At 60.9% G+C, this 20,873-nt stretch carries 25 protein-coding genes; 13 read left to right on the top strand and 12 right to left on the bottom strand.

Translation table 11 applies throughout. From position 1 onward, the window contains the following. The first annotated feature begins 8 nt into the window (after nucleotides 1–8). From VHO05_RS15545 to VHO05_RS15525, 5 genes are read left to right on the top strand one after another with little or no spacing between them, the layout of a single operon-like run. The gene (locus VHO05_RS15545; protein WP_329647489.1) at nucleotides 9–359 is read left to right on the top strand and encodes a metalloregulator ArsR/SmtB family transcription factor; all 351 of its coding nucleotides are present in this window, start codon (nucleotides 9–11) and stop codon (nucleotides 357–359) included. Next, nucleotides 356–823 (top strand): SRPBCC domain-containing protein, encoded by a 468-nt coding sequence (locus tag VHO05_RS15540; protein WP_329647488.1) that lies wholly within the window; start codon nucleotides 356–358, stop codon nucleotides 821–823. The genes VHO05_RS15545 and VHO05_RS15540 overlap by 4 nt, the downstream gene beginning before the upstream one ends. A 28-nt stretch (nucleotides 824–851) precedes the next feature. Next, nucleotides 852–1,088: a hypothetical protein gene (locus VHO05_RS15535; RefSeq protein ID WP_329647487.1), complete on the top strand. Its 237-nt coding sequence runs from the start codon at nucleotides 852–854 to the stop codon at nucleotides 1,086–1,088. Continuing rightward, complete coding sequence (locus VHO05_RS15530) at nucleotides 1,088–2,596, top strand: sodium:solute symporter family protein (protein ID WP_329647486.1); 1,509 nt, start codon at nucleotides 1,088–1,090, stop codon at nucleotides 2,594–2,596. Before VHO05_RS15535 ends, VHO05_RS15530 begins: the two co-directional genes overlap by 1 nt. A gap of 16 nt (nucleotides 2,597–2,612) precedes the next feature. Beyond that, a complete protein-coding gene (locus VHO05_RS15525; protein ID WP_329647485.1) occupies nucleotides 2,613–3,251 on the top strand; it encodes a pyridoxamine 5'-phosphate oxidase family protein in 639 nt (212 codons plus the stop codon). 32 nt (nucleotides 3,252–3,283) lie between these two features. Here VHO05_RS15525 and VHO05_RS15520 read toward each other — a convergent pair whose 3' ends face one another. Beyond that, nucleotides 3,284–3,424: a hypothetical protein gene (locus VHO05_RS15520; RefSeq protein WP_329647484.1), complete on the bottom strand. Its 141-nt coding sequence runs from the start codon at nucleotides 3,422–3,424 to the stop codon at nucleotides 3,284–3,286. A gap of 113 nt (nucleotides 3,425–3,537) precedes the next feature. Next, nucleotides 3,538–3,747: a cold-shock protein gene (locus tag VHO05_RS15515; RefSeq protein WP_329647483.1), complete on the bottom strand. Its 210-nt coding sequence runs from the start codon at nucleotides 3,745–3,747 to the stop codon at nucleotides 3,538–3,540. A 405-nt stretch (nucleotides 3,748–4,152) separates the two neighbouring features. On the opposite strand from VHO05_RS15515, the gene VHO05_RS15510 reads away from it, so the two are divergent. Both VHO05_RS15510 and VHO05_RS15505 read left to right on the top strand, forming a co-directional pair. Then, complete coding sequence (locus tag VHO05_RS15510; RefSeq protein WP_329647482.1) at nucleotides 4,153–4,566, top strand: hypothetical protein; 414 nt, start codon at nucleotides 4,153–4,155, stop codon at nucleotides 4,564–4,566. Continuing rightward, a complete protein-coding gene (locus VHO05_RS15505; RefSeq protein WP_329647481.1) occupies nucleotides 4,563–4,814 on the top strand; it encodes a hypothetical protein in 252 nt (83 codons plus the stop codon). Before VHO05_RS15510 ends, VHO05_RS15505 begins: the two co-directional genes overlap by 4 nt. Before the next feature lie 69 nt (nucleotides 4,815–4,883). On the opposite strand, the gene VHO05_RS15500 is transcribed toward VHO05_RS15505, so the two are convergent. From VHO05_RS15500 to VHO05_RS15485, 4 genes are read right to left on the bottom strand one after another with little or no spacing between them, the layout of a single operon-like run. Then, on the bottom strand, nucleotides 4,884–5,336 hold the full coding sequence (locus tag VHO05_RS15500; RefSeq protein WP_329647480.1) for a hypothetical protein: 453 nt from the start codon (nucleotides 5,334–5,336) through the stop codon (nucleotides 4,884–4,886). Next, nucleotides 5,333–5,686 carry a DUF3240 family protein gene (locus tag VHO05_RS15495; protein WP_329647479.1) on the bottom strand — a complete coding sequence of 118 codons (354 nt, stop codon included), beginning with the start codon at nucleotides 5,684–5,686 and terminating at the stop codon, nucleotides 5,333–5,335. Before VHO05_RS15495 ends, VHO05_RS15500 begins: the two co-directional genes overlap by 4 nt. Further along, on the bottom strand, nucleotides 5,617–8,778 hold the full coding sequence (locus VHO05_RS15490) for a CusA/CzcA family heavy metal efflux RND transporter (RefSeq protein ID WP_329647478.1): 3,162 nt from the start codon (nucleotides 8,776–8,778) through the stop codon (nucleotides 5,617–5,619). Before VHO05_RS15490 ends, VHO05_RS15495 begins: the two co-directional genes overlap by 70 nt. 3 nt (nucleotides 8,779–8,781) lie before the next feature. Then, a complete protein-coding gene (locus tag VHO05_RS15485; RefSeq protein WP_329647477.1) occupies nucleotides 8,782–9,846 on the bottom strand; it encodes an efflux RND transporter periplasmic adaptor subunit in 1,065 nt (354 codons plus the stop codon). 168 nt (nucleotides 9,847–10,014) lie between these two features. Here VHO05_RS15485 and VHO05_RS15480 point away from each other — a divergent pair, with 168 nt between their 5' ends. Continuing rightward, nucleotides 10,015–10,668 (top strand): response regulator transcription factor, encoded by a 654-nt coding sequence (locus tag VHO05_RS15480; RefSeq protein ID WP_329647535.1) that lies wholly within the window; start codon nucleotides 10,015–10,017, stop codon nucleotides 10,666–10,668. A 3-nt stretch (nucleotides 10,669–10,671) separates the two neighbouring features. Further along, entirely contained in the window at nucleotides 10,672–12,024 is a 1,353-nt protein-coding gene (locus VHO05_RS15475; protein ID WP_329647476.1) for a HAMP domain-containing sensor histidine kinase, read from the top strand. A gap of 82 nt (nucleotides 12,025–12,106) precedes the next feature. On the opposite strand, the gene VHO05_RS15470 is transcribed toward VHO05_RS15475, so the two are convergent. Then, a complete protein-coding gene (locus tag VHO05_RS15470; RefSeq protein ID WP_329647475.1) occupies nucleotides 12,107–12,418 on the bottom strand; it encodes a hypothetical protein in 312 nt (103 codons plus the stop codon). Nucleotides 12,419–13,140: 722 nt separating this feature from the next. On the opposite strand from VHO05_RS15470, the gene VHO05_RS15465 reads away from it, so the two are divergent. From VHO05_RS15465 to VHO05_RS15450, 4 genes are all read left to right on the top strand, one after another. Continuing rightward, nucleotides 13,141–13,455, top strand: coding sequence for a hypothetical protein (locus VHO05_RS15465; protein ID WP_329647474.1), 315 nt, complete (start codon nucleotides 13,141–13,143; stop codon nucleotides 13,453–13,455). Nucleotides 13,456–13,491: 36 nt separating this feature from the next. Next, nucleotides 13,492–14,619 carry a hypothetical protein gene (locus VHO05_RS15460; protein WP_329647473.1) on the top strand — a complete coding sequence of 376 codons (1,128 nt, stop codon included), beginning with the start codon at nucleotides 13,492–13,494 and terminating at the stop codon, nucleotides 14,617–14,619. Between the two features lie 105 nt (nucleotides 14,620–14,724). Then, complete coding sequence (locus VHO05_RS15455) at nucleotides 14,725–15,651, top strand: ABC transporter ATP-binding protein (protein ID WP_329647472.1); 927 nt, start codon at nucleotides 14,725–14,727, stop codon at nucleotides 15,649–15,651. Then, entirely contained in the window at nucleotides 15,648–16,409 is a 762-nt protein-coding gene (locus VHO05_RS15450) for an ABC transporter permease (protein ID WP_329647471.1), read from the top strand. Before VHO05_RS15455 ends, VHO05_RS15450 begins: the two co-directional genes overlap by 4 nt. A gap of 153 nt (nucleotides 16,410–16,562) precedes the next feature. Here the strand turns inward: VHO05_RS15450 and VHO05_RS15445 are convergent, their stop codons facing one another. The 5 genes from VHO05_RS15445 to ribH all read right to left on the bottom strand — a co-directional run bounded on the left by VHO05_RS15445 (nucleotide 16,563) and on the right by ribH (nucleotide 20,870). After that, nucleotides 16,563–17,219, bottom strand: a complete 657-nt coding sequence (locus VHO05_RS15445; RefSeq protein WP_329647470.1) for a hypothetical protein — start codon at nucleotides 17,217–17,219, stop codon at nucleotides 16,563–16,565. A gap of 55 nt (nucleotides 17,220–17,274) precedes the next feature. Then, nucleotides 17,275–18,627 carry a L,D-transpeptidase family protein gene (locus VHO05_RS15440; protein ID WP_329647469.1) on the bottom strand — a complete coding sequence of 451 codons (1,353 nt, stop codon included), beginning with the start codon at nucleotides 18,625–18,627 and terminating at the stop codon, nucleotides 17,275–17,277. 187 nt (nucleotides 18,628–18,814) lie between these two features. Next, on the bottom strand, nucleotides 18,815–19,828 hold the full coding sequence (gene thiL / locus VHO05_RS15435) for a thiamine-phosphate kinase (RefSeq protein ID WP_329647468.1): 1,014 nt from the start codon (nucleotides 19,826–19,828) through the stop codon (nucleotides 18,815–18,817). A gap of 2 nt (nucleotides 19,829–19,830) precedes the next feature. Beyond that, on the bottom strand, nucleotides 19,831–20,364 hold the full coding sequence (nusB, locus tag VHO05_RS15430; RefSeq protein WP_329647467.1) for a transcription antitermination factor NusB: 534 nt from the start codon (nucleotides 20,362–20,364) through the stop codon (nucleotides 19,831–19,833). Beyond that, entirely contained in the window at nucleotides 20,361–20,870 is a 510-nt protein-coding gene (gene ribH / locus VHO05_RS15425) for a 6,7-dimethyl-8-ribityllumazine synthase (RefSeq protein WP_329647466.1), read from the bottom strand. Before ribH ends, nusB begins: the two co-directional genes overlap by 4 nt. Nucleotides 20,871–20,873: the final 3 nt, after the last annotated feature.

Here is a 20,873-nt window from a genome sequence, read left to right as displayed (position 1 = left end):
TCAATAATATGGTTGAACGACAAGAAGCCACACTCGACCGGATCTTTCACGCGCTCTCGGATCCATCCCGCCGCGCGATGCTGCGGCGCTTGGCAGGAGGATCGCTGACGATCGGCGAATTGGCCGAACCGTTGCCGATGTCGCTTGCGGCGGCTTCGAAACACATCAAGGTTCTGGAAGAGTCGGGGCTCCTCCGCCGCGACGTTCAATGGCGCACGCATCTCTGCACACTCAATGCGAAGCCCCTTGCTTCCGCGCAATCCTGGCTCGACTTTTACGAGCACTCTTGGGACGAGCGCTTTGATGCGCTGGAAGAGATGTTCCGGAAACGCAAGAAGCCGCGCGAGAAAAAAGCATGAGCCGGAAGCCGCCGAACTCCGTCGTGTCCACGCGCGAATTTACCGCCTCTGCCAAGGAGGTCTTTGAGGCTTGGACCAATCCGGAAATCATGCGGCACTGGCTTGCGCCGGGCGAAAACGTTGTCTCAGAAATCGAAGCGGACGCAAGGATCGGCGGCGCACTTCTCATACGCTCGCGCTCCCCCGATGGCGCGATCCATACGATCCGTGGCGTCTATCGCGAGCTTGATCCGCCACAGCGCATCGCCATGACCTGGGTCTACTCGGGACCGTTTGCGTTGATCTGCGCCGTGGAGACATTGATCGAGATCGACATCGAGAACGTGGGCCGGGACCGCACTGCGATGACCTTCACGCAAAGCCGGTTCACCACGGAAGATGTCGCAAAGGCCTACCAAGGCGACTGGCCGAGCTGTTTCGAAAAGCTCCAAAGCATATTGGGGCTGCCCGGACGACGACATTAAAAAATAAAAGCCCACGGGGAGGAAAACGATGACCGACCTTCGCAAGGCGCCGCCCATCCGGCGGGCGCCATGGATTTCTGCTTGGTTCGCGCTTGACGTCGTGGTCGCGCTGGCCCCTCCCCTCTACTGGGCTGTCGACGGCAAAACGACACCGATCCTGGGACTGCCTGCGTCCGTGTTCTATTTCATCGCGGTTGCGGTCTTCATCACCGCCAGCATCGTTGCCGCCTACCTCACCGAGTCGCGGAATGGGGAGATCGGCTGATGCTCATCACATTCGGCGTAATCGCGCTCTTCTTCGCCATCATTATCGCGATCCTGCAGTTCAGCGGCATCAAAGATAAAAACTTCTCCGAGTACGCCGTGGGTGGGCGCTCGTTCGGCCCCTACTATCAGGCCATGTCGTTTCTCAACACCTGGTATCCAGGCGCAATGTTCACCGCCTTCGGTGGCATGGCAGCGAGTGCCGGCGTGATCTCATTCTACGTCCTGTCCTACAGCCTGCTCACCGTCGTCCTCATGTACATGATGGCGAAGCCGGTCTGGATCTGGGGCAAGACTTTCGAGCTCAGAACACAGCCGGACCTATTGGCGCTCCGTTTCAACTCGCGCCACATCAAGACGATTGCGGCGGTTGTAGGCATTGTCTCGGGCATTCCATGGCTTGTGCTTGGCATGCAGGCCCTCGGCACGCTGTTCCAGCACATGTCGCTTGGCACGCTCTCCTTTGCCGAAGCGGTGATCGTCGGCGTTGCCGTTATCGCATTCCGTCAGATTTGGACGGTTCGCATGGGCATGCGCGGCGTCGTGATCTCGGACATGGCACAGGGTATCGCCGCGTACATTCTGGGCAGTGCCATTCTAGTTGGCCTGATCGTCTGGATGGTGTACGCGCGCGGCATCACCTTTTCCTCGCTCGATCCGCAGATGTTCGCAATCCCAAGCATCGGCTCCAAGGAAGGGCCCCTCTACGTTTTCAGTCTCATCCTGACCGGGGCTATCGGCGGCTGGTGCTGGCCTTATATTTTCGTGCGCCTGTTCACAGCCGACGGCGTCAAGAGCCTGAAGAAATCCGCTGCCGTTGCCGTACCATTGTCGCTCGCGTTCGGCGTGGCGTTGCTCGTATTCGGCATGCTGGCGTCGAAGGTGCCCGGCGTCTCGGAGCATCCCAATGACGTCTGGTTCCTCGTCAGCAAGGAAGCGGGCGGTCTCTGGCTGCTTGGCCTCGCGGGAGTCGTGGTGCTGGCGGCCTCAATGGGACACACGGACGGCAACATCCAGGCCACCGGCGCTCAAATCGCCAACGACCTCATCGGAAATTACTGGCAGCTCAGCGAACGTCAGCTGATCGTGTTTGCCAAGGCCGGCATGCTTGTGCTGACCGTTCTGTCGTCATGGCTCGCCTGTCTTGAGCTGCCCGCACTCTTCTCGCTCGCCGTGCTTGCGTATCAAGGCATTATTCAACTCGCCGTCCCGCAATTCCTTGGCATCTTCTGGAGGCGCGGCAACAAACAGGGAGCCATCGCCGGTATGATTGCAGGCTTCATCGTTGCGGTCGCCTTGGAACTCGTCTTCCCCGGTTACCTCCCGTGGGCCTATGGTCTGACATCGGGCGCCGTCGCCCTGGTCGTCAATCTTGCGATTTACGTTGTATGCGCTTACGTGCTGCCACAATCGGCCGAGGAGCGGCGCAGAGTCGACGACTTGTTCGCAATGGTTGAGGAGCGGCGCGTTTCGCCATTGCGCCCGCCACAGCAATCCGTTCCGGCATAGCCGCAAGGAGCCAACCTTGAGCGAGATCTATTCGGACTGCCATCGCGAGATCCAGAACCGGTACGATGCGCGCGCGTTGGCGGATCGAACGGTTGAAGCCATTGTGCATTCGGAGTTCACGGTCCAAGACATTGCGTTCATCTCGGAAAGGGATTTCTTCTTCCTCTCCACTGTCGACCCCAGCGGCCATCCAACGGTGTCTTACAAGGGTGGCGCGCCGGGGTTTGTCGCCGTCGAGGACAATACGCTCGTGTTTCCATCCTTCGACGGCAACGGCATGTTTCTCTCGATGGGCAACATCGCGCACAACCCGAACGTGGGACTCTTGTTCATGGACTTCGAGCGGCCACGCAGGCTGCGCGTACAGGGGGTCGCAAGCCTCGATGAACAGAACACTGTCCCCGGCGCGCAATTCCTGGTTCGCGTGAAGCCGCTTCAGATCTTCGTCAACTGCCCGCGCTACGTACACAGATACGCGCGCATCAAAACGTCGAAGTATGTTCCGGCGGACGATGGCTCGGCTCCGCTTGCCCAATGGAAGCGGCTACCCGTCGTGCAGGACGTGCTTTCCCCTGCCGACCGGGCCGCGGCCACCCAACTGGGTCTGCTTTCGCTGGAGGAGTACGAGGCTAAAGTGCAGGCCGGAGACGGCTGATGCCTGTCCTTCCAGGCCAGGATCGGTGCGCACTAATCCGAGCCCCAGTTTTCCAGCCGCTCTCGAAGTGTGGGCGGGGCGACGTCCAACTCCTCATCGAGGACCTGCTCATCCGAAGGCGCCGGATTTTCATCGCAGGCAACAGCGTCGGGCTTCAGCCTAGATGGATCCATCGGATACCTCTCGTAAACAGGACGGACACAAAGAAAGGAGCCGCCCTAGACGAGCACTGCTCCAAACTTGCCGCGTGTCCGCCGCGTCCGCGCCTCAGGTTACATGCACGCGATCAAGCAGCTTGAATATTTGCGACTGCCGTCTTCCCGCTGCGGCGATCTACTTCAGTGTCGAACGAGACCTTTTGGCCTTCCGATAGCGTCGTCATGCCAGCGCGCTCAAGTGCCGTCGCGTGCACGAACACGTCCTTGCCGCCATCGTCTGGGGTGATGAAGCCGAACCCCTTTTGCGAGTTGTAGAACTTTACAATACCGCGATCCATGCGAATTTCCTTTTCATATGCGATTACGAGCCAAGCGCACGCAGGCGTGCGCAGCTCGTTCAATATCGATTTGGGAGGAAGACTGAACTTGTAAGCCCGTTAACAGGGCGCAGGGCGCGGAGATCCGGCCAACTCGATGAGCGGATGTAGGAGGAGTGGGCACCCAATACAAGTTAATAATACGGCGCGCCCGTCGGCTGGGTCGGCAGACGCTTGAGCGTAAATGCAAATTCGCGAAGGCATCGGTGGCTCGGCGCGGTTCTAGCCAAGCTGACAAGCGGCAAATCACTTGTCCAACGGGGGTGGACTTATCATCGCTGGACACCCATATTGCAACCATCACCGATTGCGCACTGGCCACGGTGACTGAGAGATGCGTGTGCTCCCGCCGAAAGGAGCACCAATATGCCTTTCCCCAAAAAACCAGACGGTATCAGCGCGGTATCTCTGCGGCTGCTCGACCTCGCCATGACGCGCGCATGGCTTGTTCAGGTGGCGACCGGCGCCTCAGAGAGCAACGCGGAAGCTGCCGTATGCGCTGACCTTTGGGAGAGGGTCGAGCGTCTCGACCAGATTCGCGGAGGCGCAACGAAAAGAAGGCGACAACACAAGAACATGGCGGATCACAAATTCAAGGTCGGACAGAAAGTCTTGTACCATCCCGGGCGCGCGAGCGTCGGGCCGGCGCTCTTCACCATAACACGGGTTCTTCCCGTCGAAGGCGGCGTACTCACCTATCGCATCAAGTCTCAGATGGGGACCGAGCGCGTTGCCAAAGAGCACGAGCTGGCAAACTTGCAAGGAGACCTGAAACCATGAGCGCGTTCGACTATAACGCTCCTGCGGAGCTATTTCCCTCGAAGCGGACAGGGTCTCGTTTTGCAAAGGTGTCATACAAGCGTTTCGACGCCGCCGCGGCGGCCATTCAGTACGCCATGGAGGAACTGGAGCCCGATCGTCTCGCAGGCGCAGTGCTCGAAGTTGCTGAAGAGCGCTACGACGACGCTGCGATTAAAAGCCTTTATGTAAGTGACCTCTATCCCCTCGATAAGCCCAGAAAAGGCTAGATGCGGAGAGACTTCGGTCCGTAACGAAACACTGTTCGTCCGCTTTGAGGCAGAAGCCGTCGTCGGTTGTTAGCAGGCGAAAACTCTATTCAAGGAGTAGCCGCCCGCGCCGAGCCCCGCGCACTTGCCTTTTCCAAGATGGCGATGCGGCACACTGCTCTCGAAGGAAGTGCGTCGCTGGCATGGCCCCTTGGCGCATTGGCCATAACCTTGAGTGCGCGCCGCCCCTTTGCTCCATTGGATCTCATGCGCCAAGACGGGGCGGGCGTTCGCGAGCATCGATCCCGCGATCACAGCAATAAGATAGGCCGTCACGCCACGGTCTCGCATGTGTTTCGCGCTGAGATGGCGGCGTCGAGACCGCCCTTCGCTCTCGGCAGCTTCCGACTGCAATCGTCGTATGAGGCTCGTCCACGTGCCGTCTTGCCTGAGCGCCCACACGGCAATCGCCCATGCGGCACCTGACGTGAGAAGAGGAAGAAGCAAAGCAGTCAGGGAAAAGCCACTGGCCGAAACGCTCATGGCGATACTCCAGCCTGCTCGGCCCGCAGGGCGCTTCCCTCCACCAGCCGGCCGATCTCGAGGACCGGCTCAAGCCAGTACGTCATGTGGAGCACCGGCCACGTCTTGCGAATGTCATCTAGGAGCAGGGATGCATGCCCTCGCGGCATGACCGCGACGAGAAAGCCGCGCGCGACGCGGCCGCGCACCCGCTCGCCAGCGCTTGCCTGCGAAAAATCAAAGCCATGCCCTTCCGCCTCGAAGGTGGTGAAACCGCCGATCACGCGCTTTGAGGACAAAATCATCTCGATGAGACCGTCTGCAACGGCTGTTGGATAGACGAGCGTGAGCTTGCAAAGGGATTGATCCATTGGGGATTCCGGATTTCGTTGCTGTCGCTGTCACCGCTCAATCCGAAGCGACGGAAAAGAATGGGCAGGAGCAGGAGGGTGAGGGCCGTCGATGTGACGAGACCGCCAATCACGACGATTGCGAGTGGACGCTGAATTTCGGATCCGGGCCCCGTCGCGAACAGGAGTGGTACAAGGCCGAAGGCAGCGATGCTCGCCGTCATCATCACGGGGCGAAGGCGCCGGACGGCCCCTTCAAAGACGACTTGCGCGATGGGCATCCCGCTCGCGGCAAGCTGATTGAAGTGGCTGACGAGCACCAAGCCATTCAGGACGGCGATGCCGAGCAACGCGATGAAGCCGACGGAAGCGGGCACTGACAGGTATTCAGCCGCGATCCACAACGAGAGAACGCCGCCAACCAATGCAAAAGGCACGTTTGCAAGAATGAGCAGCGATTGCCGGATCGAGCGCAGCGTCGCAAAAAGCACGCCGAAGATGAGCAGTAACGCCGCCGGCACCACGATCGAAAGCCGGGTCGCGGCGCGGCGTTGGTTCTCGAACTGACCACCCCATACGAGGCGATAGCCCTTCGGCAAGTCGACCTTCTCGGCGACAGCGCGCTGCGCCTCCTCGACGAAGCCGACAAGATCTCGGCCGTTGACGTAGCCCTGAACAATCGCGAACCGGGAGGCGTTCTCGCGTTCGATCTTTACTGGCCCGTTCACCCGCTTCAGATTCGCGACATCGCCTGCGCGCACGATACCCCCATCGCCGGCCGCGATCTGAGAGGACGTGAAAGTCTGCGGATCGTTGCGCACATCCTCAGCGCCGCGCACGATGATCTCGGTACGCCGACCGGGTTCGGACACGAGCCCCGCTGGCGCGCCTTCGAGCATGGCTCTGAGCTCATCCTCGATCCGCGTCACAGCGAGCCCCGTGCGGCCTGCGGTAAGCCGATCGATATCGATCTGGAGATACTCGACATTGTCGTTGGCGACAGTCGAGACTTCGGAAGCTCCCTGGACCTGCCGCAACACACCCTGGATTTTCCCGGCAAGGTCCGAAAGGATTGCGAGATCCGGCCCGAAAATCTTGATCGCCAGATCGCCGCGTGCGCCCGTCAACATCTCGGCGGTACGCATCTCGATCGGCTGCGTGAATGCAAACTCCACGCCCGGCATGTCGGCCATCGCTTGCCGCAGCTGCTCGACCAGCCACTCCTTGCTCTGCACACGCCACTGGTCTTTGGGCTTCAGGACGAGGAACGTGTCCGTCTCGTTGAGCCCCATGGGATCGAGACCAAGCTCGTCGGAACCAACGCGAGCGACGACCGTCTCAACCTCCGGAACCTTCTCCTTGAGAAGCCGCTGAATGCGAAGGTCGCCCTCGATGCTGGCCTTGAGGTTGATGGACGGAAGCTTGGTAAGCTGCATGATCACCGAGCCTTCATCCATGGTTGGCATGAAAGACTTGCCCACAGCGCCATACGCAACCACGACCGCAGCGATTGCAACGGCAGCCGTCAGGTACACCGCCGATGGGAATGCGAGGCAGCCTTTGAGAAGGACCTTGTAGCCACGTGTGAGTATGCGCATCAGCAACGGCTCGCCGTGGCTACCGCCCCGCAGCAAGAACGATGACAGAACCGGAATGAGCGTCAGGGAGAGAATGAGTGAGCCGCTAAGTGCGAAAATTATGGTGAGCGCGACAGGGGCGAACAGTTTGCCCTCGAGACCCTGGAGCGAAAGCAGCGGCAGAAACACAAGGCAGATGATAAAAATGCCCGACGCCACTGGCACCGCGACTTCGCTAGCTGCGCGGTAAACCTTGTGAAGCAGCGGGATGTCACTCTGTCCGTCGTGCTGGAGCCGCTCGACCGTGTTCTCCACGACGACGACGGCCGCATCAACAATAAGGCCTATTGCGATCGCAAGGCCGCCGAGTGACATCAGGTTCGCCGACATCCCGAAGGCTTTCATCATGACGAACGTGATGAGCGCGGCGAACGGCAGTGTCAGCGCGACAACGATCGCTGCGCGCAGATTGCCGAGGAACAAAAGGAGCAAGACGACGACGAGTGCTGTCGCCTCGATGAGCGCCTTGCTCACCGTCCCAACGGCCTTCTCGATCAGGTCAGAACGGTCGTAAAAGACATTGATCTTGACGCCATCCGGCAGGCTCGGTTTGAGCTCGTCGAGGCGCGCGCGAACGGCGGCAACGATAGCGCTCGCATCCGATCCGCGCAGCGAAAGCACGAGCCCTTCGACGGCCTCGCCTTCCCCATCCTTGGTCACGGCACCATAGCGCGTGAGACTGCCGATCCTGACGCTCGCCACATCGCCGAGACGCAGAACACGCTCGCCCTCGGTTTTAAGAACGATCTGCTCGAGATCCTGCGGCTGCTGTATGGCGCCCGCCGCGCGAACGACAAGCGCCTTCTCACCATCGTTCAGGCGTCCGGCGCCGTCGTTGCGGTTGGCCTCGTCGATGGCCTTGAGAATGTCCTCGACACCAAGCCGGGCGCCAGCAAGGGCCTTGTTGTCAGGGATGACCTCGAACGTACGGACCATACCGCCAAGGGCATTAACATCGGCAACACCGGGGATCGTGCGCAGCTCCGGCCGAATGGTCCAGTCGAGCAGGCTACGCCGCTCCTCGAGTGAAAGAGTTCCTCCGTCGATCGTAAACATGAAGACGTCCGAGAGTGGAGTCGACACGGGAGCGAGGCCGCCAGAAATGTTTGTCGGCAATTGATCCCGCACGCCGGCTAAGCGCTCGGCAACCTGCTGCCGGGCCCAATAGATGTCGGTCCCGTCCTCGAAATCGAGTGTGATGTCGGCGATGGCATATTTAGCTGCCGAGCGCAGGATGGTCTGGTTGGGAATGCCGAGCAGTTCCATCTCGATGGGATTGATGACGCGCGTCTCGACTTCTTCCGGTGTCATCCCCGGGGCTTTCAAAATCATCTTCACCTGAACGGGCGAAATGTTGGGGAAAGCATCGATCGGAATTGTGCGAAACGCCCAGGCGCCAGCGACAGCTGCCGCGCCTGCCAACAACAGGATGAAGATGCGTTGCGTGAGGGAGAAGCTGATAAGGCGATTGAGCATGGCTCATTCCGTCTCCAGCATCCGCTCAAGTTGCGGAAGACCGGTCGCCGCGACTTGCGCACCTTCGGAAAGATTGCCGTGCACAGTTGCCGTCGAAGGCGAACGCCCAGCGACCTCAACCGGCACAAGCATGAAGCCGCTATCGTTGCGGACGAAGACGCTCTCCACGCCATCGACGCGGGCTATGGCGCTTGCAGGCACCGACAGAGCACCCGTCTCCGCCTGCTGGATGATGCTGAGCGTGACCATCTGCCCGGGCAATAGCCTGCTGTCGGTGGGGACGCTCGCGATCAGTTTGGCGGAGCGCGTCATCTTATCGAGGGAGCTGCCCACGGACACGACCTTGCCCTCTGGGCCACCTTGGACCTTGATGCGATCACCTGGCACAATCCGGGCGACAAGCTGAGCAGGCAACTGCGCCTCGATCCAGAGTTCGTCGCTCATATCGAGCGTAACGGCGGGCGCCATGGTCTCGATCTTGTCGCCCGGCATCACGCTGGCCTCGACGACGCGCCCCGCTTCAGGCGCCTTGATGGTATAGGTGCCAACGCCCGGGGAGCTGATACCGCCGAGAGCAAGCATTCGCTTGTGCTGCTCTATGACGGCCTTGATTTTTGCGACCTGCGCCTCAGCCTCGTCGGCCATGGTCGGGCTTTGAATGTTCTTTTCGGCAAGATCTCTTCGACGGCGGGCGATCGCGTCGGCAGCCTGCAGTTCGGCCTCGGCCTGAGCAAGGCTAGACGCCGCTTCGAGCAGTTCGCGGCTCGAAACAACCGCCAGGTCCTGGCCCTTGCTGACCTTCTGCCCTGGAAGGACGAGAACCTGCACTATGGTGCCGCCGAAGGGAGCTGCGGCGACGATGCGGGCATTGAGCGCGGGCACGACCGTGCCCGGAAGCAGAGCGATCACTTGCTCCGAGGTTGGCTTGGCGCGTTCGATTTCGATCGCCATGCGCTCGACCTGGACCTGCGAAACGGCGAGATCGCGAGCGGAAGCAGGCAAACCCGTGCCTGTCATCGCCGTAGCGGGCATCGCAAGAGCCGCAGCGATAAACCATGACCCACGCATTCCCGCCTCCCGATCCGACCCAAAAATCCTGGATGCGGTGTGCGGGATGAAGCTGAATTGGATCTGAACCGAACCTGCGGGCTTCCTGAAACCCTGTGCTTTTAAGCGCCGTTTCAGGTGCGCCGTGATATCAACCCAGACAACAAGATCCGCTCATAGGAGCCCGCCATTCGCGTTCTGCTCATCGAAGACGACCCGGAAATCGCTAGACGCCTGTCGGAAGGATTGAGTTCTGCCGGCTTTGCCGTCGAGCGCGCCGATAACGGCGCGGACGGCTACGCTATGGGAACGGAGGAACAGTATGATGCCGTTGTGCTGGATCTCGGATTGCCGCAGATGTCCGGGCTCGAAGTGCTGCGCAAATGGCGCGCAGGCAGCTTCAAAATGCCGGTTCTCGTGCTAACGGCACGCGGCTCCTGGCCAGAAAAGGTCGACGGCCTCAACGCCGGCGCGGATGACTACATCACCAAGCCGTTCCACATCCCGGAGGTGGTCGCGCGGCTCAATGCACTCATCCGGCGGTCTGCGGGTCTCGCAAGCTCAACGCTCACGCACAAGAACATCACGCTCGATCTCAGCGCCGGAAAGACCTTGCTCGACGGACAGCCCGTCGAGCTCACGGCAAAAGAGATGCGTATGCTCAACTATTTCATGCATCGGATCGGACGCGTCGTATCGCAAGCCGAACTCACCGAGCATCTCTACAGCCTGGACAACAGCCGTGAGTCGAACACCATCGAAGTCTACGTCAGCCGCTTGCGCCGCAAGTTCGGGGCCGATCTGATCAAAACGATCCGCGGCCTTGGCTACCGGATGGACTAGACCATGAAAGAACCCGCAAGCCTTAGAAACCGCCTCATCGTTGCGGCGACCGCATGGATCGCCCTCGGCATGATCCTCGCCTGGCTGATCCTCTCCAACGTTTTCAGATCTCATGTGTCCGAGCAGTTCTACGACGAGCTCTTCGTGCATCTGTCGGAATTGCAGCGTCTCGCGCGCGTCGAGAATGACACGGTGGTGCTCCGGGCACCGCTGAGCGACCCCCGATACGATGTCGAGAAGTCCGGATTCTATTGGGAGATCCAACGGCAAGGAAAAGTACTTGCCCGCTCCCCTTCGATGAAGGCCGCTCCCCTCAAGACGCCGCCGGACGGTCGCCTGGATGTCGGCGTCCACACCCATCGGGTCGCTGGCCCGACCGGCGAGTTGCTCGTTGCCGAAGCACTCGAATGGACGGATCCCGCCAAGCCGCCTATTCAATTCATTATTGGAACGGACAAACGTCATCTCGACAGTGTGGCGGCAAGCTTCAACTATACGCTGTCTTGGGCGCTGACAGGCCTCGGCCTATCCATGGTGCTCGCCGCGACGCTGCTGATCCTATACGCGATGCGCCCATTTGCGCAGCTCAACACCGCCCTGCATGACGTGCGCGCAGGAAGAACGAAAAGCCTGCCGGGAAGCTACCCATCCGAAGTGCAGCAGCTCGTCGACAATCTCAACGCCATGTTTGCCTCGACGACCGAGCTCGTGCAAAGGGCGCGGACACAGGCGGGTAACATCGCCCACGGCCTCAAGACGCCGCTCGCGATCCTGACCGATGAAGCGTTTCGCCTGCAAGCGGGCGGTCAGCGCGATGTGGCCGAGACCATCTTGCATCAGTGTCGCAAGATGCAGACCCAGATCGACTATCAGACGACACGGGCGCGCGTCGTCGCGGGCCGCCTCTCACCTGGAGCCTCTGCCAATGTCCGTGATGTGATATCCGACGTCGTCGCGGCCCTCTCTCGCATCCACTCCCAGCGCGACCTCCAGTTCGATGTCGACGTTCCAGTCCCGCTTCGCGTTGCCTGCGAGGCGCAAGATCTCCAGGAGATCCTCGGCAATCTGATCGACAATGCCGGCAAGCACGCTCGAACTCAGGTGCGCGTCTCCGCTAGCGCAGTGGATGATGGCATGATCGACATTTCGGTTTCAGACGACGGACACGGCCTGCCGCTTGAGGCCCACGAGGTTGTTTTCAACGTCGGCGAACGTTGGGATACGCAAAGCGCAGGATCCGGCCTCGGTCTTGCGATTGCTCGCGATCTCGCCACGCTCTATGGCGGCACGATCAGTCTTGGCGCCTCTGGCCTCGGCGGCCTCGAAGCTTCGATCCGACTGCCCGCGGCCCAGTAGCAACGAAACTCGCTGCATCCATCAGCCTGCAGAGCCAAGTTTTCAGATTGTTTCCGAGAAGACGTCCCCCTAACCGCTGGGGTTAGCGGCGACCGGCTTGGTGCCCGATCCGGCCCGGGCTAAAGCTGCGCGCAAACGAGACGAGCGTGGCAGGGTGGAACTCCGGCTGCCACACAATCGTTGAGGCCTGGAGACACTCGACGGCGCGCCGCCTGAGTTCTCCGCGATCCATTTCGCCCGATTCCGCGATTTGGAAGAGAATGACGCCCAGTTGCTCCCGGGCCGCTACAGCAACGCGGCTGAGGTGCAGGTCGCTGCACGCAAGGTCGAAAGCCTCTTGCAGCACCGCGAGATCGTCATCCGTGAAATACGATTTGTGCACTGTCGACGCCATGGAAGACCTCGATTGGTTGCAAAATGCTCGAAGAAATACCCGTAAACACACAACTCAATAGCGATTATTGAGTTATAGCCCCCTGCCGGAGCCCGCCAAAGTCTAAATTGTGTATACTATCCGTTGGCAAAGCAACCGCGAGTAGCTCATCGCCAACGCTTGGTGTCTCAAAAGGCAAATAAACCCGACCCACTTCAACGCCTTAAGGTTGCATCGGCGGGGCCCAGGCAGGTCTCGGGCCAACCGGCCTTGCTGCAGATTGTCCCGGCAGGCAAGGCGGCCGACAAGCAGCTTCGCGGGAACGCAAAGCGCCGATCTCGACCCTGGATGAAACGGGCCTGCGTGGCAGAGAGCCGGGCCGGCCCGAGACCGGAACTATCTATCAGTCAACGTCTCATCCCCAGTCTGCCGCCTCTTATCCAGGCAAGCTGCCCGCCATGCAGCCGTTTATCCCCACCTTTTCGCGGCGCTTCCGCGCCAGCCTTCCGCACCACAGATCGGCCACGTCCAAAGCGTACTCGACGGTCATGTTCCGATATGATTTGTAGGGTTGCCGGTCCGGGGGGAGTGGCATTCGAACCCAAGCTCGACAGTCAGATTGGGCCTACCTGAAATCGCTTCCTCACGTCCGTAGTGTGCACCTAGTGAACCTTGCGAATTCCGCGCGTCACGCGTCCCTTCGTGTGTCTGTCGCCTCGGCAATGGCGGCCGGGCTGTTCGCCATGGGCGAAGCACACGCAGACGATAAATCGGGAGCGCAGCTCCCCTACGATCCCGAGTGTCTGACGATCACGCAATCGTCCTCGGCCACGTACATGATCGAGAACGCGAGTTGTATCGGGCAAAGCGTTCTTGCAGCCATAGAGCTGTCCGGCCGCGGCATACAGGCGAGATGTTTTACGAAAAAGATTCGCACCCAGATTTCGATTGCGAGCGAAGGCGTCGCGCCAGTCGTGAACTACCAGTGCATCGAGGGCGCACCGGGATGCACCATGGAAGACCTGCGTGGCATGTTTCCTGAATGTCATGCCGGTTGATGCTGAATAAACTGATGTAGGACCGAACACGACGCCATGGCCGCCTTCGATCGCGATCCCGCGCTAGAGCGCCAGCAGATCCAAGAGATCTCGCTGAACGTTGCGCGCCGCGTACTTAAGGTGCTCGAGCGCAGCCGCTTTGCGCCGCCCATGATCGCGGGCGACATCGAAATCACGGCGCGCATCATCTCGGGCATCCAGCGCGAGACCGACCAGATCATGGCCGCGGTGCCGCCGTATGAACCGCTCGAATTCGCCGTGTTGACGCATATTCTGAGCTCCCAGCAGCACGCGCTCAATTTGCTCGAACACCTCGAAACAAAAATGTCAGGATTGGCGGCACCGAGCCCCCAACCCGCTCCATCGCGTGCACACGCCGAACTGTTGGCGGCCTCCCGCGCAATCGAGGAGGATGCCCAACGCTATGCTCAGCAAGGCTTCGCCGCGCTGCGTCCGCCCACGGCTCAATCGCCCTCACCCGGTTTCGCGGTACCCGAGCAGCGTCACCCGCTGCGCCAACCACCGCCACAGCCCCAGCGCCCGATCCCGGCCACGGCTCAGACACCACGTCCGCAGCCCAAGAGGCAGGAGAAGTCGAAACGCCAGCCCGTCAACTACGTGGCATGGCTTTCGGATCTGCGTGCAGGTATTGCCAACCCCAAGAACGCGGGCAAAACAGCCGCTTCCGCGGTCGCCGTCGCGCTGCTCATTGGTGTGCTGAGTTTCATGCCGTCGAGCGACGATCACAAACACCGCCAATCGAACGTTGCGCCGGGACAAAAGCTGGACGGACGCCTCGGAGCAAGCGAAGCGGACACCACGGCGGCATCGCTGCCAGGCTCCAGTGCCGAGGCTGCGACAATCGTCTCGCCCGCCGCGCTCAGCGCGGAGCAAGCTGTCGAGCAGCCGTATTTGATCGTCCTCACGACACGGCGCAACACCGAGGAAATCCAGCAGGACTTTCGCTCCTTCAAAGCAAGCTACCCCAGCTTGCTCGGAACCGCGAAAGCACGCGTGGACCGCGTCCAGGGTCAGGATCGTCAAACATATTACCGGCTTTCCCTCATCCCTCCCCAAGCGCGCGATGACGCCAAATCACTGTGCCGCAACCTGAAGGCCGCAGGCCTCACGGGATGTTGGCTCAAACCAGTTCCATTGAACTGATCGCCGTTAAGAGCCGTACACGTCTCACGAGAATCCACGCGCTTGCGGCATGCTCGCAGAGCCACTATGTCGAGACTTCCCATCAACCGACCGCGCCAGGGGCCCATGACTCCCGTCATCTCGGTGAAAGACGTGAACAAGACCTATGCGTCGGGTCACGTGGCGTTGAAAACGATCAATCTCGACATTCGGGAAAAGGAGATCTTCGCCCTCCTCGGTCCCAATGGGGCGGGCAAAACAACGCTCATCAGCATCATCTGCGGAATCGTCAATCCGACTGGCGGCACAATCCACGTCAATGGTCTCGATATCGCGCGCGATTATCGCGCCGTTCGCTCGATCATCGGCCTTGTCCCGCAGGAACTGTCGACAGACATGTTCGAGCCTGTGTGGTCCACGGTCTCGTTCAGTCGTGGCCTGTTCGGCAAGAAACCAAACCCCGCATACGTCGAAAAAGTGCTGCGCGACCTCTCGCTGTGGGACAAGAAGGACAGCCGCATCATGACGCTCTCGGGCGGCATGAAACGGCGCGTCCTTATCGCCAAAGCCCTCGCCCACGAACCTCGCATCCTGTTTCTCGACGAGCCCACGGCAGGCGTCGACGTCGAGCTGCGCAAAGACATGTGGCAGATCGTGCGGGGCCTCCGCGAGAGCGGGGTCACCGTCATCTTGACGACACACTACATCGAGGAAGCCGAGGAGATGGCCGATCGCGTCGGTGTGATCGCCAACGGCGAGCTTATCCTTGTGCAGGAAAAAACCGAGCTGATGCGCAAGCTCGGTAAAAAGCAGCTCACCGTCGAGCTTCAAAAGCCTTTGACGGAAGTCCCGTCACGCCTCGCCGCGCACGCCCTGGAGCTTGCGCCCGGAGGGCATACTCTGGTGTTCACCTACGACACACAGGCCGAGCGGACAGGCATCACCGCTCTGTTGAACGACATGCGTGAGGCCGGCATCGGCTTCAAAGATCTGGCGACGAGCCAAAGCTCGCTCGAGGACATTTTCGTAGATCTCGTGAGGCAAACCAAATGAACTTCGAGGCAGTTCGCGCGATCTATGGTTTCGAGATGGCCCGCTGGGGACGCACGCTCATGCAGAGCATCGTGTCGCCGGTCCTTTCGACGTCTCTCTACTTCATCGTTTTCGGCGCAGCCATCGGCTCGCGTATTACCGAGATCGATGGCGTCCCATACGGCGCGTTCATCGTGCCCGGCCTGATGATGCTCATGCTTTTGACGGAGAGCACGTCGAATGCCGCCTTCGGCATCTACTTCCCACGCTTCGCCGGCACCATCTACGAGCTGCTCTCGGCACCGGTGTCGCCCTTCGAGATCGTTCTCGGCTACGTGGGAGCCGCCGCAACGAAATCGGTCATTCTAGGGCTCATCATTCTCGCAACCGCCAGCCTGTTCGTACCCATCCGCATCGCACACCCCGTGTGGATGTTCGGCTTCCTCGTGCTGACTGCGGTCACGTTCAGCCTGTTCGGCTTCATCATCGGCATCTGGGCCGACGGCTTCGAGAAGCTGCAGGTCATTCCCATGCTGATACTGACACCGCTCACCTTCCTCGGCGGCACCTTCTATTCGATCAACATGCTTCCACCGTTCTGGCAGACCGTGACGCTCTTCAACCCGATCGTCTATCTGATCAACGGGTTCCGCTGGAGCTTCTATGAGATCTCGGACGTGAGCATCGTCGTCAGCCTGACGATGACGCTCGCGTTCCTCGCGCTCTGCCTCGCCGGAATTTGGTGGATCTTCAAGACTGGCTACCGCATCAAGGCCTAGAGTGCTTCCGGAAATGTGGGAACCAGGCCATGGCGGAGCCATGCAAGTAACCATGTCCGATAAGAAGCACGATAATACAAGGAACGAGCGCGCAACAAAGAACGAGGGTCGGTCCGCGGTCCAACTAAAGCCGGAACGGCCCTAGGAACGCGGTCATCGTATCGCTGGCGCGCCGGTCGCTGTGAAGTCGCTGCGTTTGGCGGTGCCCATCAGGATCGCGACGTACTGCGCAGCGCCTTCGACCAGCGCGCCGGGATGGACGAGATTTGCGAGTGCACCGGCAATGAGCGCATCGTAGCCAAGGCCTGCCCGTCCGATCGTCAGCAGCGCTCGATCGCGTTGATCGATGGCCTCCATCACCGCCTCGGCATGAGCGCGGCTGCGTACGTCATCAAACTCGGGCACAACGGTCGCAAGATTGTAGCGCTTGCCATTGAGCAGAGCCGCAACGTCGAACCCTGTGTCACTTGAATCGGACGCGAAGCGCGCGGCGGTTGCAGCGCCGGGATTCGGCTCGTGATGAACAGTGACAAAGGCCGAGTAAAGTTCCGGAAATGACGGGCGCCCCGTTTTGGCGATATCGGGAGCGATCCGCTCGCAACCCCCACGCCAGAGCGCCGCCTCGATGTCATCCTCGCATGTCATGCGAACCGAATAGGCGAGCGGCAAGTCCATGCGCCCCTGCTCATCGCTGAGCACGATTGCGAACGCGGCGCACGTTCCAAGCACCACCACGCCAAGGGCAACCGGCCAACGCTGGCGCAGCGACTGGAGCGACTGCGACGCGGACTGTGTAAGATTCGCGAACATGACGGAGGGAGAATCCCACTGCCTTCCAAACAAGGCAACCTCCCTCCTTTGAAAATTAAGGCGCAAGGCCCTGTGCCGGCGGCGGCGGCGCATCCGGATCTACGACGTCCGCCATCGCGGCCGCGCCATCCCGCTTATAGATGTCCGGGCGGAACTCGATGCGCCCATCGGGCTCGGCCCAAGCCGTGATGTAGGTGAAATACACCGGCAGGGGACGCGAAAGCTGAACATCCAGCGCCTGCCCTTGATCGAGTACGGCTTGGACGCGGCCGGGCTGCTCCCAGCCGGGCTCATAGCGCGCGATCCACTCGACGAGCTGGAACACGTCCTGTACGCGCACGCAGCCGGCGCTGAAGGCGCGGGCCCGCTGCTGGAACAGCGGCTTCATCGGCGTGTCGTGCATGTATACGCCGTGCTCGTTCTGCATGTCGATACGCACAAGCCCCAGTGCGTTCTGCGGACCAGGATCCTGCTTGAGCTTGACCCGACGCGCATCCGCCTGCGACCAGTCAATAGAGATCGGATCGAGCTCGGGCCCGTTAAAGTCGCCCTGAATGACGCGGATGTGTTCCTTCTGCAGGTAATCCGGCTCCTTCACGAGCCGCGGAAACACGTCGAGCTGCGCAACGCTGTCCGGGACGCGCCAGTAGGGAAAGAAGTTCAAATTCCGAATGGACGCCTTCAGGGATGGCGTATCGCGCCCCTGCCGCCCGACAATCACGCGATGGCGCAACACGGTCTGATAGCGCTCCACGGCCTCAAGCTGATAGGCGGGAACGTTGACGAGGACGTAGCGCTCCTCGGGCGGTGTCCGCACCAATTCGAGAATGCGCCCGTGATTGAGCTTGAGCTGCGCGAGACGTTCTTCCGCCGTCATGTTGAGCGCTGCAAGCGTCGGCTGATCGACGCGGCCGTTCGCACGCAACCCGTTCGTCTCCTGGAAGCGAACCACGGCGGCCTCGACAACGGAGTCGAACGCATAGTCGTTATAGCTCGTGGAACGCGGCAGTTCCCCCGTCGCCATCAAGCGCCGCCGGAGAAGCGCGACACGCTCGTCGTCGTCGCCGGGGCGCATCATGCGGTTGCCCGGAATGATCGGCCAGCCGCCCTTGTTGACGATACGCTCGTAGTGCGCGATGGCGCCCTCCATGGCGCGCAGCATCTCGTCGCTACGCCACGGCACTTCATTCGGGCGGAGATCGTTCAATTCATCCTGACGCGGCGGCGTCCTCTCGAGCGACGCGCGCTTCCCCGAATAGTCGGGCGCACCGAAGCTCGTGATCCCTTCCCACCAATTTCCTTCCTGAGCGGCGGCTGAGCTGCCGGACCAGACCCCAGCAGCCGCAAGGAGCACGAAGCCGAAGCTGCGGAGACCGCCGCAGCGGCGAAGCGTCGAGAGCGGTGTCACCGGAAATTCAACCCCTTGTTGCAAAGGCCCCGTTCTCGAAGGCCAAAACGTCCTGGGCGCGAGGCACGTGACTCGGAGCCCATAGACGAAACCGATATGGCCAAACAAAGACCCTCAATCAATCCAACTAACGCCAAACCCTTGAAATTACGGCGGGTCCGCTAGCGAGCCCAAGTTTCATTCACGTTCACGTCTTGGCGGGAAAATGATCCCAGCCAGTCACAGCGGCCACAAAGGGGCGGCCCTCCAGGCCGATGACGGTCAGCCCGGTTCCACGAGCGAAGCGACCGATCTCCGTCACAGCCACGTTGTCGGCACGTGCCGCAGCCCGGAACGCGTCCGCATCGGACGGTGGAACAGCTGCCAGGACCTCGTAATCGTCACCGCCCGCTACCGCCGTCTCGAACAATTCCGGACGACGCGCAAGAGCAGCGCGCAGCGACTTTGAGAATGGCAGTTGAATACCTTCGAGTGTGGCCGCAAGTCCCGCCGCCCGTGCCATTCGGCCACAGTCCTTCAAAAGGCCATCCGAGACATCCATGGCCGCATGAGCGAACGACAAAAGATGGGGCGCAAGAGCAAGTCGCGGCTGGGGGCGGAGATAGCGCTCAACCAACGCACGCGCTTCGGCCTCATCGATACCCATCGCGGCCGACCGTGTGGGATCCTGCCGTAGCTGGAGGCCCAGCGCACTGTCACCGAGCGTGCCGGAAAGAAAAAGCAGATCGCCCGCCTGAGCGGTCGCGCGCCTTACCATGCGCCCTTTGGGAACGCTGCCAATCGCAGTGACCGTGACGGAGAGCGGTCCGGGACGCTGATCCGTGTCACCCCCAGCCAGCACAATCCCGAATGCGGCCTGGGCCTCGCCGAGACCTTGGGCGAACAAATCGAGCCACGCGCGCTCCGGCCGTTCCGGAAAAGAAAGAGACAGGAGATAAGCAAGAGGTCGCGCACCCTTGGCCGTCAGATCGGATACGTTGACGGCCAGAGCCTTCCAGGCAATGTCGCCAGGCGCATCGTCAGCGAAGAAGTGCACGCTCGAGGCGACCGCATCCGTCGTAAGAACGAGATCCTCGTCAGGCGCCGGCGTCAGGACGGCGCAATCGTCCTTGAGACCCAGTGCGCCAGGAAATCCGGATGCAAGCGGCGCGAAGGTGGTCTCGATGAGTTCGTCCTCGCCCCCCGCGTCGTCCGCCTGCACTGCTATCCTCCTTCGCCAGGGGCTTCGAACTCCTTCGCACGCACTTTGTGCGCGATCCGGTCAAGCACGCCGTTGACGACCTTGGGTTCATCTTCTTCGAAGAAGGCCTTCGCGATATTGATGTACTCGTTGATGGTGACGCGCGCCGGCACGTCGCTGCGCTCCAGGAGTTCGAATACACCCCCACGGAGAATAGCGCGCAGAATGGAATCGACGCGTACAAGTCTCCAGCCGGTGCGTAGCTGCTGATCCACGAGCGGATCGATCTCGCGCTGGCGCCGCACGACGCCTTTGACCACATCGGCGAAGAACGTCGCGTCGCCGCCTTCAAGGCTGGTCAACGTCTCGACTTCGCTCTCTGGCGCAGTATCCCCCTCACCCGGCTCGGGCGGCAGCGCCGTGAACTGCTCGATCACCTCGCCCGCGTCGGTGCCGGCAAGGTCCATTTGATAAAGCGCCTGCACGGCCGCCATGCGCGAGATCGTGCGCGGTTTAGGAGCGTCTCCGGCTGTCTTCTTTTTTCGCGGAAGGCTCATGACCGCGTCAGCCCGAAATCATGTTCGACCTTGATCAGTCGGAGCACGGCGCGCGCCGCATCTCCGCCCTTGCCGTCGGCGCCACCCCGCGCGCGGGCGAGAGCCTGCGCTTCGGTATCGACAGTCAGAACGCCGTTGCCGACCGGAATATTGTGATGGATTGCCGTCTCCATAACCCAGTGATTGGTGTTGTTGCAAACGATGTCGTAGTGGGATGTCTCGCCACGAATAACGCATCCCAGAATGATGGCGCCCGCATAAACCGCTTCGCCCTTTCCGCCGAAGAGACCAGCTGTCGCGGCTTGAGCGAAGGCTTGTGGAATTTCGAGTGCACCCGGCACCGGCAGACGATCATAGCCCACGCCCGCCGCATCGAGAACCGCTCGGGCCCCACCGATGAGCTCATCGGTGATTTCCTGATAGTATGGCGCCTCGATGATGAGAACGCGACGCCCACCGGAGTGGAGATCCATTTCGGGGCGAGAACGATTTTCAGTTTTGACCATGCT

The organism is Hyphomicrobium sp. (assembly GCF_036262015.1).
GTDB lineage: Bacteria > Pseudomonadota > Alphaproteobacteria > Rhizobiales > Hyphomicrobiaceae > Hyphomicrobium_C.
Note: the sequence above shows the minus strand (reverse complement) of the source record. Positions and strands in the feature narration are given on the sequence as shown.

Bases quoted from the DNA above. Each gene is read 5' to 3' on its own strand.
- VHO05_RS15545 (WP_329647489.1), top strand. From the start codon at position 9: ATGGTTGAACGACAAGAAGCCACACTCGACCGGATCTTTCACGCGCTC.
- VHO05_RS15540 (WP_329647488.1), top strand. From the start codon at position 356: ATGAGCCGGAAGCCGCCGAACTCCGTCGTGTCCACGCGCGAATTTACC.
- VHO05_RS15535 (WP_329647487.1), top strand. From the start codon at position 852: ATGACCGACCTTCGCAAGGCGCCGCCCATCCGGCGGGCGCCATGGATT.
- VHO05_RS15530 (WP_329647486.1), top strand. From the start codon at position 1,088: ATGCTCATCACATTCGGCGTAATCGCGCTCTTCTTCGCCATCATTATC.
- VHO05_RS15520 (WP_329647484.1), bottom strand. From the start codon at position 3,424: ATGGATCCATCTAGGCTGAAGCCCGACGCTGTTGCCTGCGATGAAAAT.
- VHO05_RS15515 (WP_329647483.1), bottom strand. From the start codon at position 3,747: ATGGATCGCGGTATTGTAAAGTTCTACAACTCGCAAAAGGGGTTCGGC.
- VHO05_RS15510 (WP_329647482.1), top strand. From the start codon at position 4,153: ATGCCTTTCCCCAAAAAACCAGACGGTATCAGCGCGGTATCTCTGCGG.
- VHO05_RS15505 (WP_329647481.1), top strand. From the start codon at position 4,563: ATGAGCGCGTTCGACTATAACGCTCCTGCGGAGCTATTTCCCTCGAAG.
- VHO05_RS15500 (WP_329647480.1), bottom strand. From the start codon at position 5,336: ATGAGCGTTTCGGCCAGTGGCTTTTCCCTGACTGCTTTGCTTCTTCCT.
- VHO05_RS15495 (WP_329647479.1), bottom strand. From the start codon at position 5,686: ATGGATCAATCCCTTTGCAAGCTCACGCTCGTCTATCCAACAGCCGTT.
- VHO05_RS15490 (WP_329647478.1), bottom strand. From the start codon at position 8,778: ATGCTCAATCGCCTTATCAGCTTCTCCCTCACGCAACGCATCTTCATC.
- VHO05_RS15485 (WP_329647477.1), bottom strand. From the start codon at position 9,846: ATGCGTGGGTCATGGTTTATCGCTGCGGCTCTTGCGATGCCCGCTACG.
- VHO05_RS15475 (WP_329647476.1), top strand. From the start codon at position 10,672: ATGAAAGAACCCGCAAGCCTTAGAAACCGCCTCATCGTTGCGGCGACC.
- VHO05_RS15470 (WP_329647475.1), bottom strand. From the start codon at position 12,418: ATGGCGTCGACAGTGCACAAATCGTATTTCACGGATGACGATCTCGCG.
- VHO05_RS15465 (WP_329647474.1), top strand. From the start codon at position 13,141: ATGGGCGAAGCACACGCAGACGATAAATCGGGAGCGCAGCTCCCCTAC.
- VHO05_RS15460 (WP_329647473.1), top strand. From the start codon at position 13,492: ATGGCCGCCTTCGATCGCGATCCCGCGCTAGAGCGCCAGCAGATCCAA.
- VHO05_RS15455 (WP_329647472.1), top strand. From the start codon at position 14,725: ATGACTCCCGTCATCTCGGTGAAAGACGTGAACAAGACCTATGCGTCG.
- VHO05_RS15450 (WP_329647471.1), top strand. From the start codon at position 15,648: ATGAACTTCGAGGCAGTTCGCGCGATCTATGGTTTCGAGATGGCCCGC.
- VHO05_RS15445 (WP_329647470.1), bottom strand. From the start codon at position 17,219: ATGTTCGCGAATCTTACACAGTCCGCGTCGCAGTCGCTCCAGTCGCTG.
- nusB (WP_329647467.1), bottom strand. From the start codon at position 20,364: ATGAGCCTTCCGCGAAAAAAGAAGACAGCCGGAGACGCTCCTAAACCG.
- ribH (WP_329647466.1), bottom strand. From the start codon at position 20,870: ATGGTCAAAACTGAAAATCGTTCTCGCCCCGAAATGGATCTCCACTCC.